Source organism: Bacillus sp. LQ01, from assembly GCF_057624735.1.
Genome location: NZ_JBYEZL010000006.1, coordinates 186,964 through 201,727, shown reverse-complemented (window position 1 = coordinate 201,727; position 14,764 = coordinate 186,964). Strand labels below are relative to the sequence as shown.

Sequence of the window (14,764 nt, the reverse complement as noted above, 5' to 3'; positions counted from 1 at the left end):
AAGATCCCTGAAAGATGATCAGGTTGATAGGTTCGAGGTGGAAGCATGGTGACATGTGGAGCTGACGAATACTAATAGATCGAGGACTTAACCATATAATATGTAGCAATGTTATCTAGTTTTGAGAGAACATAAAAAACTTGTTGACTTTTAAAGTAAATAAGTTATAATAATGATTGTCTCAAAAGAATAATGTCTGGTAATGATGGCAGAGAGGTCACACCCGTTCCCATACCGAACACGGAAGTTAAGCTCTCTAGCGCCGATGGTAGTTGGGACCTTGTCCCTGTGAGAGTAGGACGTTGCCAGGCAATATTATTCCGCAGTAGCTCAGCGGTAGAGCTATCGGCTGTTAACCGATCGGTCGTAGGTTCGATTCCTACCTGCGGAGCCATTGGAGAGCTGTCCGAGTTGGCCGAAGGAGCACGATTGGAAATCGTGTATACGTCACAAGCGTATCAAGGGTTCGAATCCCTTGCTCTCCGCCATAGGATTTATAATATTTGGCCCGTTGGTCAAGTGGTTAAGACACCGCCCTTTCACGGCGGTAACACGGGTTCGAATCCCGTACGGGTCACCACTTTGGAGGATTAGCTCAGCTGGGAGAGCACCTGCCTTACAAGCAGGGGGTCGGCGGTTCGATCCCGTCATCCTCCACCATATAAATTTTATATAAATAGTATTATCGCGGGGTGGAGCAGCACGGTAGCTCGTCGGGCTCATAACCCGAAGGTCGCAGGTTCAAATCCTGTCCCCGCAACCAAATGGTCCCGTGGTGTAGTGGTTAACATGCCTGCCTGTCACGCAGGAGATCGCCGGTTCGACCCCGGTCGGGACCGCCATTTTAATAAGGCTCGGTAGCTCAGTCGGTAGAGCAGAGGACTGAAAATCCTCGTGTCGGCGGTTCGATTCCGTCCCGAGCCACCATTTATTTTAATAAAATACGCCGGCTTAGCTCAATTGGTAGAGCAACTGACTTGTAATCAGTAGGTTGGGGGTTCAAGTCCTCTAGCCGGCACCATGTAAGTTTCGGAGGGGTAGCGAAGTGGCTAAACGCGGCGGACTGTAAATCCGCTCCTTCGGGTTCGGCAGTTCGAATCTGCCCCCCTCCACCATTTACATAGGGGCATAGTTTAAAGGTAGAACTGAGGTCTCCAAAACCTCCAGTGTGGGTTCGATTCCTACTGCCCCTGCCAAATATATTTACACAACATGGCGGTTGTGGCGAAGTGGTTAACGCACCGGATTGTGGCTCCGGCATTCGTGGGTTCGATTCCCATCAGTCGCCCCATTTTTATTTTAAAAATTGCAAATAATCTAATGGATACGTACATATAATTAAGTAAGAATTCGATGGGCTATAGCCAAGCGGTAAGGCAACGGACTTTGACTCCGTCATGCGCTGGTTCGAATCCAGCTAGCCCAGCCATTTTTGCGGAAGTAGTTCAGTGGTAGAATACAACCTTGCCAAGGTTGGGGTCGCGGGTTCGAATCCCGTCTTCCGCTCCAATAAAATTTAATATGGCGGCATAGCCAAGTGGTAAGGCAGAGGTCTGCAAAACCTTTATCACCGGTTCAAATCCGGTTGCCGCCTTTTCTTTTGTGCCGATGTGGCGGAATTGGCAGACGCGCACGACTCAAAATCGTGTTCCTTCGGGAGTGTCGGTTCGACCCCGACCATCGGTATCATGAACGGCGTAAAAAAGCTCTATACAATTAGTATAGAGCTTTTTTGTTTTCTTTTCATTACATGACAAAATAAGCAGAAAAAATATTGTATATACAATATTTCTTTCGAGTACTCTAGAGAGAATTTCTCCACCCCGGTGACATGAAGTTAAATCCGATACCACCAGTAGATATTAGTACATTATCAACGGTTAAGTTTGTAATCTCTAAAAACTTCTTTTTGTTAAATTATACTAGGTGCTTCTAAAATTCGTAATAAACGTAGGAATTCATGTATAATATAACTTGTCGAAAGAACAAAATGATAGTGATTTATATTATGTCTGTAATATGAATCAAAAATGAACTTTTTATATTTCTTTTAAAAATGTGTTGAACACACATTATATTTCATATTAATATTTTTATGTAGATTTAAAACGGGAAAGAGAGTGGAAAGTATGGGCCGTAAATGGAACAATATTAAAGACAAAAAAGCATCAAAAGATGCAAATACAAGCCGTATATACGCGAAATTTGGGCGTGAAATTTATGTGGCAGCAAAACAAGGCGAGCCAGATCCAGAATCAAACCAAGCGCTAAGAGTTGTATTAGAGCGTGCGAAAACATACAATGTTCCAAGAACAATTATTGATCGTGCAGTTGAAAAAGCAAAAGGCGGTTCAGAAGAAAATTATGACGAGCTTCGTTATGAAGGATTCGGACCAAATGGAGCTATGGTTATTGTAGATACACTTACAAATAACGTAAACCGTACTGCAGCAGATGTACGAGCTGCATTTAGCAAAAACAGTGGTAATATGGGTGTGAACGGTTCTGTAGCTTACATGTTTGATGCGACAGCTGTTATCGGCCTTGAAGGTAAAACATCAGATGAAGTTCTTGAAATTTTAATGGAAGCAGATGTAGATGCACGTGACATTCTAGAAGAAGAAGATTCTGTTATCGTGTATGCTGAACCAGATCAATTCCATGCAGTACAATCTGCACTTAAAGGTGCTGGCGTTGAGGAGTTTACAGTTGCAGAATTAACAATGCTTGCACAAAGTGATGTAACACTTCCTGAAGATGCTCAAGCACAATTTGAGAAAATGGTTGATGCATTAGAAGATTTGGAAGATGTTCAACAAGTTTATCACAACGTAGACTTAGGAGAGTAATACGATAGATGACCCTTTTCGCTTAGCGGATAGGGTCTTTTTTTATGAAGTTAATTAAGGTGATGAAGTATTAAAGGTATTTTGTTGTAGGTAGTGAATATGATTATAGGGATATATAAAATATTCATTATCTCTAGGAGGCTTAATATGGAACATAAGACACCAAAGCATATAGTTGCTGTAGCAGGTTATTTAACAAATGAAAAAAATGAAGTGTTATTAACAAAAGTGCACTGGCGAGCTGATACGTGGGAGTTGCCAGGAGGACAGGTAGAAGAAGGCGAAGCGCTCGATCAAGCTGTCTGTAGGGAAATAAAAGAGGAAACAGGGTTAACGGTGAAGCCTATCGGAATTACAGGGGTTTATTATAATACCTCTATGCATATTCTAGCTGTTGTTTTTAAAGTAGCATATATAAGTGGTGAAATAAAAACTCAACCTGAAGAGATACAAGAGGCTAAATTTGTTGATTTAAATGAAGAGAACATAGATGAGTATATAACGCGTCCTCATATGAAATCCAGAACGCTTGATGCAATGAGAGCAACACATTTTATTCCGTATGAAACGTGGGAAGTACAGCCGTATAATTTAATAGGAAGATTGTAAAGAAAAGAGTAGCCGATTTGAGATACATTCGAATCACTACTCTTTTTTGTATACTGTTTAAGAAAAAGGTCAAAATAATAATAACACTAGTATTGATTTATAGAACGTTTGTTCTGTATAATAAATCTATATGTTATATACATTTAGATTACTAGATAGTCAAAAGTATATATATTTGTAGATGATATAATTAAAGTGTAAAGTGAAAATATAATAGTCTTAAGGGTTTCTCTTTTATTGGTTATTCGTGCTTTAACATAACCTATATTCAATATTTCAGATGAATAGTAGATAAAAAAATACTGTGATACAATACTTTTTTATCCCACTATTTGCTGGGCAGTAAGCCTGATTGATGAGGGCTCATTAAAGTTTCACTTTATACCTTACAATGATGTAAGGTACGTGTAAGAGAAATCGATGGGATATTTTTTTACAACAATGTATTCTTAAAGTAAGAGTTATATGCTGTGTGGAAAAGAGGTGTTCAAGATGAAAGAACGAGTATTATCTAGGGTGAACTATCATCAAAAAGTTGCATTAAATCCAATGACTAAACTTTTTTATAAAGCCATTATATTATTATTATTGTTAAGTTGTACGTTATTATTCATTGGAAATGTAATGATTGAGAAAAGTGATATTAGTAAATTACATGTACCGGCTAAGTTAGAGGTGCCAGAATCATTAACACATGCATTTATTGCGACAGAAGATAAAAGATTTTATCATCATAACGGTTTAGATTATATAGCAATTATTAGAGCCTCAGTTGAGAATATAAAGGCTGGTGGTGTCGTGCAAGGAGGAAGCACGATTACACAACAGCTATCTAAAAATGCTTTTTTAACAAATGAACGTACATTTTCTCGTAAGTGGAAAGAGATTTTTTATACGAAAAAAATTGAACGCACATTTACGAAGGATGAAATTTTAAAATTATATGTAAGTAATATTTATTATGGAGAAGGAGCGTGGGGAATTGAAAAAGCAGCAAACCTTTACTTCGGTAAAAAGGTGAACCAATTAACGTTGGCTGAAAGTGCAATGATGGCTGCTGTAGTAAAAGCACCTGCTTATTACTCACCTGCCCAAAACTATGATAAAGCAGTAGAGAGACGAAATGTCGTTTTGAGACTAATGGAGAAAGAAGGCTATATAAGCCATGATGAGTATGTTCAAGCAGTTAGTGAGAAATTAGTAATTCGTCATGATATAAAAATAGAGCAGTCGATGTTAAATAGCGCGCGCAAAAAAGCAGTAAGTTAAGAGAAGTTCCTACAGAGGAGCTTCTTTTTTTGAATAAATTGTGACAAATTGTGACACAATATCGTCACAATTATTGTGTTTTTGTAATTTATGTGAGCGTGTTCATTGCGTGACGTATATAAGTGTTGATATTATGTGTATTGTGTACAATGCTGTATACAGAATATGAATTTAAAGAGGAATGTATATGAAATCAAATAAACTCATGGCTCTTGGTATAGTTTTTTCTATCGCAGTATTGATTGTAATTGGAACAATTGCGTATAGCATCATAAATGACAAAAAAGATAAAGGGAATGAGATGTTTGCTTATTCTACGCAACAATCTTTAGGGAAAGATGATGCTCCAGTTAAGGTAGTTGAATTTGGAGACTTTAAATGTCCTGCTTGTCGTACTTGGGATGTAACAGTATTACCTCGATTAAAAGAAGAGTATATTGATAAAGGCAAAGTGCAGTTATATTTTATTAACTTCCCATTTATCGGAAAAGACTCGGATTTAGGTGCAGCAGCTGGTGAAGCAATTTATAAACAAGATAAAGATTCATTCTGGATCTTCTATGATGAGATTTATCAAAATCAAAAGAAAGATACGGAAGAATGGATTACAGAAGATTTGCTTCTTAGCATTGTGAAAGAGAAACTTCCAAAAGTTGATGTAGAGCAATTTAAGAAAGATTTACACAGTAAAGACATTAAAGAAAAAGTACGTAAAGATTCAGATCGTGCTCAAAAATTAAAAGTTCAAGGTGCTCCTTCTGTATATGTAAACGGAAATCTTGCAAACCCTGATTTCGATAGTATGAAGAAGGCAATTGATAAAGAATTGAAAAAGTGATGAGGTCTCTCATCACTTTTTCGACTTTTTTCGATAAAATTCTTGCCTCTACTTTTTTTACATGCTATACTACTTTACATAAGTTATTCTAATATCTTATATGTAATTCATATTTGCGGGTGTAGTTTAGTGGTAAAACAAGAGCCTTCCAAGCTCTGGTCGAGAGTTCGATTCTCTTCACCCGCTCCAAATTTTATTAAATGTTTTTCTATAAATTGTGATCAACGCAGTGTTTCGTTTCCGAGATAAACGAGGCATTGCGTTTTTTAATGTTTGAAAAACCTAATTACATGCGAAAATAGAAGTAAATAATAGTATTCCAAAAGTGAATTACTAACCAATAGAGTCGTTACATAAGGGATGGATTCATCTGAGGAGGCGATTAAGAGTGGATTTTGAACAATTAAAGCAAGATGTAATTGCGTATAGTAAAACAATTGGCATAGATAAAATAGGCTTTGCGAGTGCTTCTCCTTTTGAGGAATTAAAGCAGCGCTTAATCCAGCAACAACAATTAAATTATCAATCTGGATTTGAAGAGCCTGATATAGAGAAGAGAACGAATCCGCAACTGTTATTACCGGGTGCTAAATCAATTATTGCGATTGCTTTAGCATATCCTTCAAAATTAAAAAATGCACCATTAAGTAAGCGTGGAGAACGCCGTGGGATTTTTTGTCGTGCTTCTTGGGGACAAGATTATCATCTTGTTTTACGAGATCGTTTGCAAAAATTAGAAGCATATTTAATTGAAAAACTTCCGGATATAGAAGTGAAGTCCATGGTTGATACAGGTGAATTAAGTGATCGAGCTGTATCAGAGCGTGCAGGCATTGGATGGAGCGGTAAAAACTGCTCTATTATTACACCTGAATTTGGTTCGTACGTATACTTAGGGGAAATGATTACAAATGTTCCATTCCCGCCAGATAAGCCGATAGAAGATCAATGCGGGGGCTGTACGAAATGTATCGATATTTGTCCTACCGGTGCTTTAATACAGGGGGGACAGTTAGATTCGAAGAAGTGCATTGCGTTTTTAACACAGACGAAAGGATTCCTACCTGAAGAATATCGCGATAAAATAGGAAATCGTATATATGGATGTGATACGTGTCAGACTGTTTGCCCGAAAAACAAAGGAATGGATTTTCATAATCATCCTGAGATGGAGCCGGATCCTGAGCTAGTTAAACCATTATTAACGCCACTTTTAACAATTAGTAATCGTGATTTTAAAGAGAAATATGGGATTATGTCAGGGTCATGGAGAGGGAAAAAGCCACTGCAAAGAAATGCGATTTTAGCATTAGCACATTTTAAAGAAACATCGGCAATTCCTGATTTAATTGGTGTTATGAAAGATGACCCAAGACCAGTACTACGCGGAACGGCAGCATGGGCACTTGGGAAAATTGGCGGAGATGGAGTAGGCGAAGCGATTGAGAAAGCGATGGAACGTGAGAAAGATGAAGAAGTGCTTCATGAAATGAATCGCGGGCTTGAATTGTTAGCACAGAAAAAAGAGTAGATAATATTTCCCTTTTTCATATTGTAATATGGGAGGGAGACAGAATGGTTGTAAAAACGAAGATTGAAAACCAAGTACAACAATTTTTAGCATATATAACGGAGAAAAGAACGAATGTGGATGGTATTGCTGAGGATTTACTACAAATGGCACTGAGAAAGAAACAATTGTTTCAAAGACGTAGTGCACATATAGTGAAAGCAACTGCGGATGTTTCTTTCATTAGACAATTAAATAGTAATGACCATCAAGAAATTGATTATCAAATACATTTTAAATATTTAATTAAGCATAAAGAATTATTTTATATTGAAGAGGAACAATTAAAACGAAGAGTTTGTTTAAATAATAGTCGGATTATAGGCGATTATGCTATTGAAGTGTCAGAAGAAATTAGAATGGGTGAGACATTAGAAAGGGAAATTACGAAAGAGAAGTACGGTTCTTATCAGTATAATCGTTTAGAGGCAGTGAAATATGCAGAGCGTTGGTGGGATGACCGAAATCCTATGTATCGTAATTTCCCTGATAATTGTACGAATTTCATTTCTCAATGTCTTCATACTGGAGAAGTACCTATGAGCGGATATCCTAATATTCGTAAAGGATGGTGGCAAAGGGAGAATCAGTGGAGCTGGAGCTGGGCTGTTGCACATTCTTTTTATTGGTATTTGTCAGGTGCTACAACAGGACTTCGAGCAGAGGCGGTAGAGAGGCCAGAAGAACTTATTCTTGGAGATGTCATTGCTTATGATTTCGAGGATGACGGAAGATGGAATCATACGACGATTGTAGTAGCAAAAGATGCAGATGGTATGCCGCTTGTAAATGCACATTCAGCGAATAGCCGTCGACGTTATTGGAACTATGAAGACTCTAGTAAATATACACCACAAATGAAATATAAATTCTTTCATATTATTAATGGGTAGAGATTTTTCGCTCAAGTGGTATAATACGTAGTAGACAAAAAACAGAGGTGAATATCGCGTGGGAGTACATGTTGTTTTATATCAGCCAGAAATTCCAGCAAATACAGGGAATATTGCTCGTACTTGTGCAGCAACTGGAACAGAATTACATTTGATTAGACCGCTTGGATTTTCAACGGATGATAAAATGTTAAAGCGTGCAGGATTAGATTATTGGCAGCACGTAAAAATTACGTACTATGATTCAATTGAAGAATTTTATGAAAAAAATAAAGACGGTGAATTCTTCTATTTAACAAAGTATGGCGAGAAAGCTCATACAGCGTTTGACTATAGCAAGCGCGAGAAGGATTACTATTTTGTATTTGGAAGAGAAACAAACGGCTTACCAGCTAATGTAATCGAAGAAAACTTTGATCATTGTTTACGTATTCCAATGACAGATAAAGTACGTTCATTAAATTTATCTAATACAGCAGCAATTTTAATTTATGAAGCGTTTCGTCAACAAAATTACCCTGGATTAGATTTAGAAATCGTTTATTAAAAGTCGCCATATGGCGACTTTTTTTTTAAAAATAAAAATAATATATAATCATACATTTAAAAGAGGGGACATAATCATATAGAATGGGATATATGATTAAAAATAGATAAGACGGGTTGAGATAAATATGAAGGAAGAATATAGTAATCAAAATACCTTTTTAAGTATGATAGATATGGATTTAATTAGACAAGGATTATTACATGCTATTCAAGATTTAGTATTCATATTGAAAGTTATTGATAATGAAACGTTTCAATATATGTATGTGAATAAAATAGGAATGGATTATGCTAGGTTAAGCGAAGAGTGCTATGGAAAAACTTTTGCAGAAGTATTACCAAAAGATATAGCGGGGATATTGCAAAGGCAATATGCAAAAGTAGTGAGAGAAGCGAAAGCACACACCTTTTGTGATGTAGTCAATTTACCAAAAGGTGAGATACATTATGAATCTTCACTTAATCCTGTCTGCGACGAAGAAGGAATATGTCAATTTGTTATTTGTATTACAAGAGATATTACAGCTCAAATTGAGGAGAAGACAGAGATACAGGAAAAACAAATGTTATTTAAGTCGTTACTGGAATATAATAATGACTCAATTATATCTATAGATTCTATAGGGAGAGTTACATATGCAAATCCGGCAACGTATGAAATATTTGGATACCGGTATGAAGAATTAAATAATAAATTTATTTTTGAGTTCATTAATAAAGAATATGAAAAAGATTTTCAAATTATATTTAAGGGATCGATGCAAGGAAAAGCAAAACAAATTGTTTCAAAGAAATATGTTCATAAAGAAGGGTACGAGCTATATATTTCTTTGAGAACTATCCCGATTATTGTGAACGGTGAAATTGTTGGGATTTATATTGTTACGAGAGATGTTACAAGGCAAGTATTAAACGAAATGCGAACAGAATATTTAGCTTACTATGACCAGTTAACGGGATTAATGAATAGAATTTCATGTACAAATAAGTTAAATACTTTTTTAAATGAGAGTGTAAATTTTGCACTTGTATTTATAGATTTAGATGAGTTTCATCGTATTAATGATACATTTGGTCATAAAGAGGGAGATAAAGTATTACAAAAAGTTACAGAATGTTTAAGTAATCTAAAAATAGAAGATATGCACTTATTTAGAGAACACGATGATCAATTTGTTATGTTGATAGAAAATATAACGAAAGAATATGTAGAGGAAGTTGCAAAAAGCATATTAAAAAACATTAGTGAATATTTTGTAATCGAAGAAGAAGATGTATATTTAAGCGCGTCAATTGGAATTGTAATGGCTCCAGCAGATGGAGAAGATGAAAAAATACTATTTCAGAGAGTCGATGCTGCTTTAGAAAAAGCAAAAGAAAAAGGAAAAGGACATTATCATTTTTATTGTAGTGGATTAGACTGTGAGCGTGAACAAAGGTTTATAATAGAAAATCAATTACATCGTGCTATAGAAAAAAATGAATTTTTCTTATATTATCAGCCACAAATTAATATTGAAACGAAAAAAATAGCTAGTATGGAAGCTTTAATAAGGTGGGAGAATAAGGAATTAGGATTTGTTTCTCCAAACCAATTTATTCCGTTGGCAGAAAGAACAGGATTTATTATTAAGCTGGATGAATGGGTAGTAAATCAAGTGTGTCAGCAATTGCGCGAATGGTTAAATAAAGGGTATGATGTGGTCCCAATTGCAGTTAATATTTCAGCTAGACACTTTCGTTCTATTACATTAATAGAGATGATTACACGGGCTTTAAATAAGTACAATGTACCAACTCATTTATTAGCGATAGAGGTTACAGAAGGAGCTCTTATACATAAAGATATATCGAAGAGAGTGTTACTACAATTAAAAGAGCAAAATTTAAAGATTCATTTAGATGATTTTGGAACAGGCTATTCATCTTTAAGTTATTTAAAAACATATCCAATTGATACTTTAAAAATTGATCGTTCTTTTATGGAAGGTATACATATAGATGAACGTGATACGAATATTACAGCTGCAATTATTCATTTAGCTCATACTTTAGAATTAAATGTAATTGCAGAAGGAGTAGAAAAAAAGGAGCAAATACAGTTTTTGAAAGAAAAGAATGTGAAGCTTGTACAAGGTTATTATTATAGCCGACCACTATCCAAATATGATATGGAAAATATGTATTATAAATAAAAAAAATGATGTGCTAAAAGCACATCATTTTTTATGTGTACCTGGTTTGTCATTGTAACCGGATGTAAAAATAGCTGTAAGAAATGTGAGTGATACACCTAAAATTAATAATAATTTCATACTAATATCCTCCTTACTTTTTTCGGTTCATGAGTTTTATTTATTACCCAAAATGTATGTAAGGTTCTTAGAAGAAAAGAATTTATTTATAATGAATAGCAGTGTAAAAACGTTAATACCTATATTATACAGAATTTTCTTTGAATTTTGGAGAGAATTTTAGTGTGCTATTATATATTTCGTTTTGATTTAAAGAATGTTTAAGGACATCCTAGCATACCTTTTATAATAATCCGATTGAACAAGGAGATGGGGGAGGAGCTATAATGGATATTCTAAAAAAGATTGAACAGCATCGAGCAGCAGAAGAGCGTTTACAATGGGAAGGTACGTTTGCGGAGTATTTGGAGCTTGTGAAAGAAAGACCATGGGTGGCTCAAACAGCACACTCTCGCATTTACAATATGATAAAAGATGCTGGAATTGAAGAAGTTGATGGTAGAAGAAAGTATAACTTCTTTAGTAATCAGCTCTTTGGATTAGAGGATGCTCTAGAACGTCTTGTAGAGGAATATTTTCATCCATCTGCAAAACGATTAGATGTTAGAAAAAGAATTTTATTATTAATGGGTCCTGTTAGTGGAGGGAAATCAACGTTAGTTACAATGTTGAAACGAGGATTAGAAACATATTCAAGAACAGATCGCGGAGCAATTTTTGCAATTAAAGGATGTCCAATGCACGAGGATCCACTGCATTTAATTCCACATCATTTACGAGATGATTTCTTTGATGAGTATGGGGTTAGAATTGAAGGGAATTTATCACCACTAAATGTCATGCGTTTAGAGCAAGAATACGGATCAAGAATTGAGGATGTAGTTGTAGAGCGTATTTTCTTCTCTGAAGATCGCCGTACAGGGATTGGTACATTTAGCCCGTCTGATCCAAAATCACAGGATATTGCAGATTTAACAGGTAGTCTGGACTTTTCTACGATTGCAGAATATGGTTCAGAATCAGATCCGCGTGCGTATCGATTTGATGGAGAATTAAATAAGGCAAACCGAGGAATGATGGAGTTCCAAGAGATGTTAAAATGCGATGAGAAGTTTTTATGGCACTTATTATCGCTTACGCAAGAAGGGAATTTCAAAGCGGGAAGATTTGCGCTTATTTCAGCAGATGAATTAATTGTAGCGCATACGAATGAAACAGAGTATCGCTCATTTATAGCAAATAAGAAAAATGAAGCATTGCACTCAAGAATTATTGTAATGCCAGTTCCTTATAATTTACGGGTAAGTGAAGAAGAACATATTTATGAAAAAATGATTCGTGAAAGTGATGTATCGAATGTTCACATTGCACCACACACACTTCGCGTTGCAGCAATGTTCACCATTTTAACTCGTTTAAAAGATCCGAAGCGTCCGGATATTGATTTAATTAAAAAGATGCGTTTGTATGATGGAGAAACGGTAGAAGGTTATAATGCGATTGATGTAGAAGAATTACAACGCGAATATCAAGATGAAGGTATGAAGGGTATTGATCCTCGTTATGTCATTAACCGAATTTCGTCTACAATCATTCGAAAAGAGGTACCATCTATTAACGCGTTAGATGTACTTAGATCTTTAAAAGATGGGCTAGATCAGCATCCATCCATTAGTAATGAAGACCGTGAACGTTACATGAACTTCATCTCATTAGCGAGAAAAGAATACGATGAAATCGCGAAGAAAGAAGTACAAAAAGCGTTTGTTTATTCATATGAAGAATCAGCTAAGACGCTTATGGATAATTACTTAGATAACGTCGAGGCGTACTGCAATAAATCGAAATTACGTGATCCGTTAACAGGAGAAGAAATGAGTCCAGATGAAAAATTAATGCGCTCAATTGAAGAGCAAATTGGAATTTCAGAAAATGCTAAGAAAGCGTTCCGTGAAGAGATTTTAATTCGCATTTCTGCTTATGCCCGTAAAGGAAAACGCTTTGATTATAATTCACATGAACGTCTTCGTGAAGCGATTCAGAAAAAACTATTTGCTGATTTAAAAGATATAGTGAAAATTACAACATCAACGAAAACGCCGGACGAAAATCAGCTTAAGAAAATCAATGATGTTGTTGCGCGTTTAATTGATGAGCATGGCTATAATTCTTCTTCAGCAAATGAATTACTACGCTATGTAGGTAGCTTGTTAAACAGATAGTTTGATAACAAAACGCTGTCTCTTGTATTTTGCGGGACAGCGTTTTATTATCCGTTCATATGTGTATAAAGTGTCATACCTTGTCCAAATATAATAAATTAAGATGCAATTTTATGAATTTATTGTCAATTATTTTTACAATATGCATATGATAGAGTAACCAACCATTCATACGAAAAAAGCCAACACAATACAATATGTTGCAAAGTAAAAATGTGTGCAACAATGCATTGTGTTTCTTTCTTATCAGTGGCTGAATATTTCTTTCTATTATGTGAGTGGCAAAATTTTGTTTAGGATGCTCGGGGTATTGTATGAAAAACGTTATAAATGTTTATGGGATGATTTTCTGTGGGCAGTTACCTTTCAAACATTCTAGCTTGCACATTACAGAACAAAATTTATAGATTGCTGTTCATACAGGAAGACAATTACAGTAAGGAGGGAAAGGAATGGGCGAAGAAAATCAACCAAATTATACGATTTCACAGGAAAACTGGTCCCTCCATCGCAAAGGATATGACGACCAACAGCGCCATCAAGAAAAAGTACAAGAGGCAATTAAAAATAATTTACCCGATCTTGTAACAGAAGAAAGTATAGTTATGTCTAATGGCAAGGATGTTGTAAAAATACCAATTCGTTCTCTAGATGAATATAAGATTAGATACAATTATGATAAAAATAAACATGTTGGGCAAGGAAACGGTGACAGCAAAGTTGGTGATGTCGTTGCGAGAGATGGATCAGGTGGTCAAAAACAAAAAGGGCCAGGAAAAGGGCAAGGAGCAGGAGATGCAGCTGGGGAAGATTACTATGAAGCTGAAGTCTCTATTTTAGAATTAGAGCAAGCGTTTTTCAGAGAGTTAGAACTGCCTAATTTAAAGAGAAAAGAAATGGATGAAAACCGGATTGAACATGTTGAATTTAATGATATTAGAAAAACAGGATTATGGGGAAATATCGATAAGAAAAGAACAATGATATCCGCATATAAACGAAATGCAATGAGTGGTAAAGCATCTTTTCATCCAATTCACCAAGAAGACTTAAAGTTCCGCACTTGGAATGAAGTATTAAAGCCAGATTCAAAAGCTGTTGTATTAGCGATGATGGATACGAGTGGATCGATGGGAATATGGGAGAAATATATGGCACGTAGCTTCTTTTTCTGGATGACAAGATTTTTACGCACAAAGTATGAAACAGTTGATATTGAATTTATTGCTCATCATACAGAAGCGAAAGTCGTTACAGAAGAAGAATTTTTCTCAAAAGGAGAAAGTGGCGGAACGATATGTTCTTCCGTATATAAAAAAGCATTAGAACTTATCGATAATAAATATTCACCAGACCGCTATAATATTTATCCATTCCATTTTTCAGATGGTGATAATTTAACATCAGATAATGCTAGATGTGTAAAACTTGTTGAAGAGCTAATGAAGAAGTGTAATATGTTTGGGTATGGGGAAGTGAACCAGTACAACCGCCATAGTACACTCATGTCAGCCTATAAAAATATTAAAGATGAAAACTTTAGATACTATATTTTAAAGCAAAAAGCAGACGTATTTCATGCGATGAAAAGCTTTTTTAGAGAAGAATCAGGTGAGAAAATGGCATAACCTCTTTTAAAGAGGTTCTTTTTTTGTAAACTTTTTATTTTCCTAGTTGACAATGATAATGAAAATCATTGTCATTTATTCG

10 protein-coding genes, 16 tRNA genes, 2 rRNA genes and 1 pseudogene are annotated in these 14,764 nt (G+C 35.5%); 28 read left to right on the top strand and 1 reads right to left on the bottom strand.

Translation table 11 applies throughout. The annotated features are described in order from the left end of the window. From AC22L0_RS26280 to AC22L0_RS26200, 17 genes are all read left to right on the top strand, one after another. A 23S ribosomal RNA gene (locus tag AC22L0_RS26280) occupies positions 1-95 on the top strand; the annotation flags it as partial. A 100-nt stretch (positions 96-195) separates the two neighbouring features. After that, positions 196-311: ribosomal RNA gene (gene rrf, locus AC22L0_RS26275) — 5S ribosomal RNA — on the top strand. Between the two features lie 8 nt (positions 312-319). Continuing rightward, positions 320-394, top strand: a tRNA-Asn gene (locus AC22L0_RS26270). 2 nt (positions 395-396) lie between these two features. After that, positions 397-488, top strand: a tRNA-Ser gene (locus AC22L0_RS26265). 17 nt (positions 489-505) lie between these two features. Next, positions 506-580: transfer RNA gene (locus AC22L0_RS26260), tRNA-Glu, on the top strand. A gap of 4 nt (positions 581-584) precedes the next feature. Next, positions 585-660 (top strand) — tRNA-Val (locus AC22L0_RS26255). 26 nt (positions 661-686) lie between these two features. Continuing rightward, a tRNA-Met gene (locus AC22L0_RS26250) sits at positions 687-763 on the top strand. A gap of 3 nt (positions 764-766) precedes the next feature. Then, positions 767-842: transfer RNA gene (locus tag AC22L0_RS26245), tRNA-Asp, on the top strand. Between the two features lie 9 nt (positions 843-851). Further along, a tRNA-Phe gene (locus AC22L0_RS26240) sits at positions 852-927 on the top strand. An 18-nt stretch (positions 928-945) separates the two neighbouring features. After that, positions 946-1,021: transfer RNA gene (locus AC22L0_RS26235), tRNA-Thr, on the top strand. 10 nt (positions 1,022-1,031) lie between these two features. Further along, a tRNA-Tyr gene (locus AC22L0_RS26230) sits at positions 1,032-1,115 on the top strand. A gap of 7 nt (positions 1,116-1,122) precedes the next feature. Then, positions 1,123-1,196, top strand: a tRNA-Trp gene (locus tag AC22L0_RS26225). A gap of 19 nt (positions 1,197-1,215) precedes the next feature. Continuing rightward, positions 1,216-1,291 (top strand) — tRNA-His (locus AC22L0_RS26220). A gap of 63 nt (positions 1,292-1,354) precedes the next feature. Next, positions 1,355-1,429: transfer RNA gene (locus tag AC22L0_RS26215), tRNA-Gln, on the top strand. Between the two features lie 5 nt (positions 1,430-1,434). Beyond that, positions 1,435-1,509 (top strand) — tRNA-Gly (locus AC22L0_RS26210). Between the two features lie 14 nt (positions 1,510-1,523). After that, a tRNA-Cys gene (locus tag AC22L0_RS26205) sits at positions 1,524-1,594 on the top strand. A 10-nt stretch (positions 1,595-1,604) separates the two neighbouring features. After that, positions 1,605-1,686, top strand: a tRNA-Leu gene (locus tag AC22L0_RS26200). Positions 1,687-1,803: 117 nt separating this feature from the next. Here AC22L0_RS26200 and AC22L0_RS26195 read toward each other — a convergent pair. After that, positions 1,804-1,911, bottom strand: a pseudogene (locus AC22L0_RS26195) (DUF3884 family protein); the annotation flags it as partial. 218 nt (positions 1,912-2,129) lie between these two features. On the opposite strand from AC22L0_RS26195, the gene AC22L0_RS26190 reads away from it, so the two are divergent. From AC22L0_RS26190 to yhbH, 11 genes are all read left to right on the top strand, one after another. Continuing rightward, positions 2,130-2,849 carry a YebC/PmpR family DNA-binding transcriptional regulator gene (locus tag AC22L0_RS26190; protein WP_000532952.1) on the top strand — a complete coding sequence of 240 codons (720 nt, stop codon included), beginning with the start codon at positions 2,130-2,132 and terminating at the stop codon, positions 2,847-2,849. Positions 2,850-2,996: 147 nt separating this feature from the next. Beyond that, a complete protein-coding gene (locus tag AC22L0_RS26185) occupies positions 2,997-3,458 on the top strand; it encodes an NUDIX hydrolase (RefSeq protein WP_000400456.1) in 462 nt (153 codons plus the stop codon). Between the two features lie 492 nt (positions 3,459-3,950). Further along, positions 3,951-4,727, top strand: a complete 777-nt coding sequence (locus tag AC22L0_RS26180) for a transglycosylase domain-containing protein (protein ID WP_000664715.1) — start codon at positions 3,951-3,953, stop codon at positions 4,725-4,727. 187 nt (positions 4,728-4,914) lie between these two features. Next, positions 4,915-5,565, top strand: coding sequence for a DsbA family protein (locus tag AC22L0_RS26175; RefSeq protein WP_000841306.1), 651 nt, complete (start codon positions 4,915-4,917; stop codon positions 5,563-5,565). 115 nt (positions 5,566-5,680) lie between these two features. Then, positions 5,681-5,754, top strand: a tRNA-Gly gene (locus AC22L0_RS26170). A 199-nt stretch (positions 5,755-5,953) separates the two neighbouring features. Further along, on the top strand, positions 5,954-7,096 hold the full coding sequence (gene queG / locus AC22L0_RS26165) for a tRNA epoxyqueuosine(34) reductase QueG (protein WP_000345216.1): 1,143 nt from the start codon (positions 5,954-5,956) through the stop codon (positions 7,094-7,096). A 44-nt stretch (positions 7,097-7,140) separates the two neighbouring features. Further along, complete coding sequence (locus AC22L0_RS26160) at positions 7,141-8,028, top strand: amidase domain-containing protein (protein ID WP_000260592.1); 888 nt, start codon at positions 7,141-7,143, stop codon at positions 8,026-8,028. 58 nt (positions 8,029-8,086) lie between these two features. Continuing rightward, positions 8,087-8,575 carry a tRNA (uridine(34)/cytosine(34)/5-carboxymethylaminomethyluridine(34)-2'-O)-methyltransferase TrmL gene (gene trmL / locus AC22L0_RS26155; RefSeq protein WP_000538147.1) on the top strand — a complete coding sequence of 163 codons (489 nt, stop codon included), beginning with the start codon at positions 8,087-8,089 and terminating at the stop codon, positions 8,573-8,575. Between the two features lie 127 nt (positions 8,576-8,702). Beyond that, a complete protein-coding gene (locus tag AC22L0_RS26150) occupies positions 8,703-10,772 on the top strand; it encodes a sensor domain-containing protein (protein WP_087964816.1) in 2,070 nt (689 codons plus the stop codon). 386 nt (positions 10,773-11,158) lie between these two features. Then, positions 11,159-13,054: a PrkA family serine protein kinase gene (locus AC22L0_RS26145; protein WP_000353273.1), complete on the top strand. Its 1,896-nt coding sequence runs from the start codon at positions 11,159-11,161 to the stop codon at positions 13,052-13,054. A gap of 452 nt (positions 13,055-13,506) precedes the next feature. Then, on the top strand, positions 13,507-14,682 hold the full coding sequence (gene yhbH, locus AC22L0_RS26140) for a sporulation protein YhbH (protein WP_000503520.1): 1,176 nt from the start codon (positions 13,507-13,509) through the stop codon (positions 14,680-14,682). Positions 14,683-14,764 lie beyond the last annotated feature (82 nt).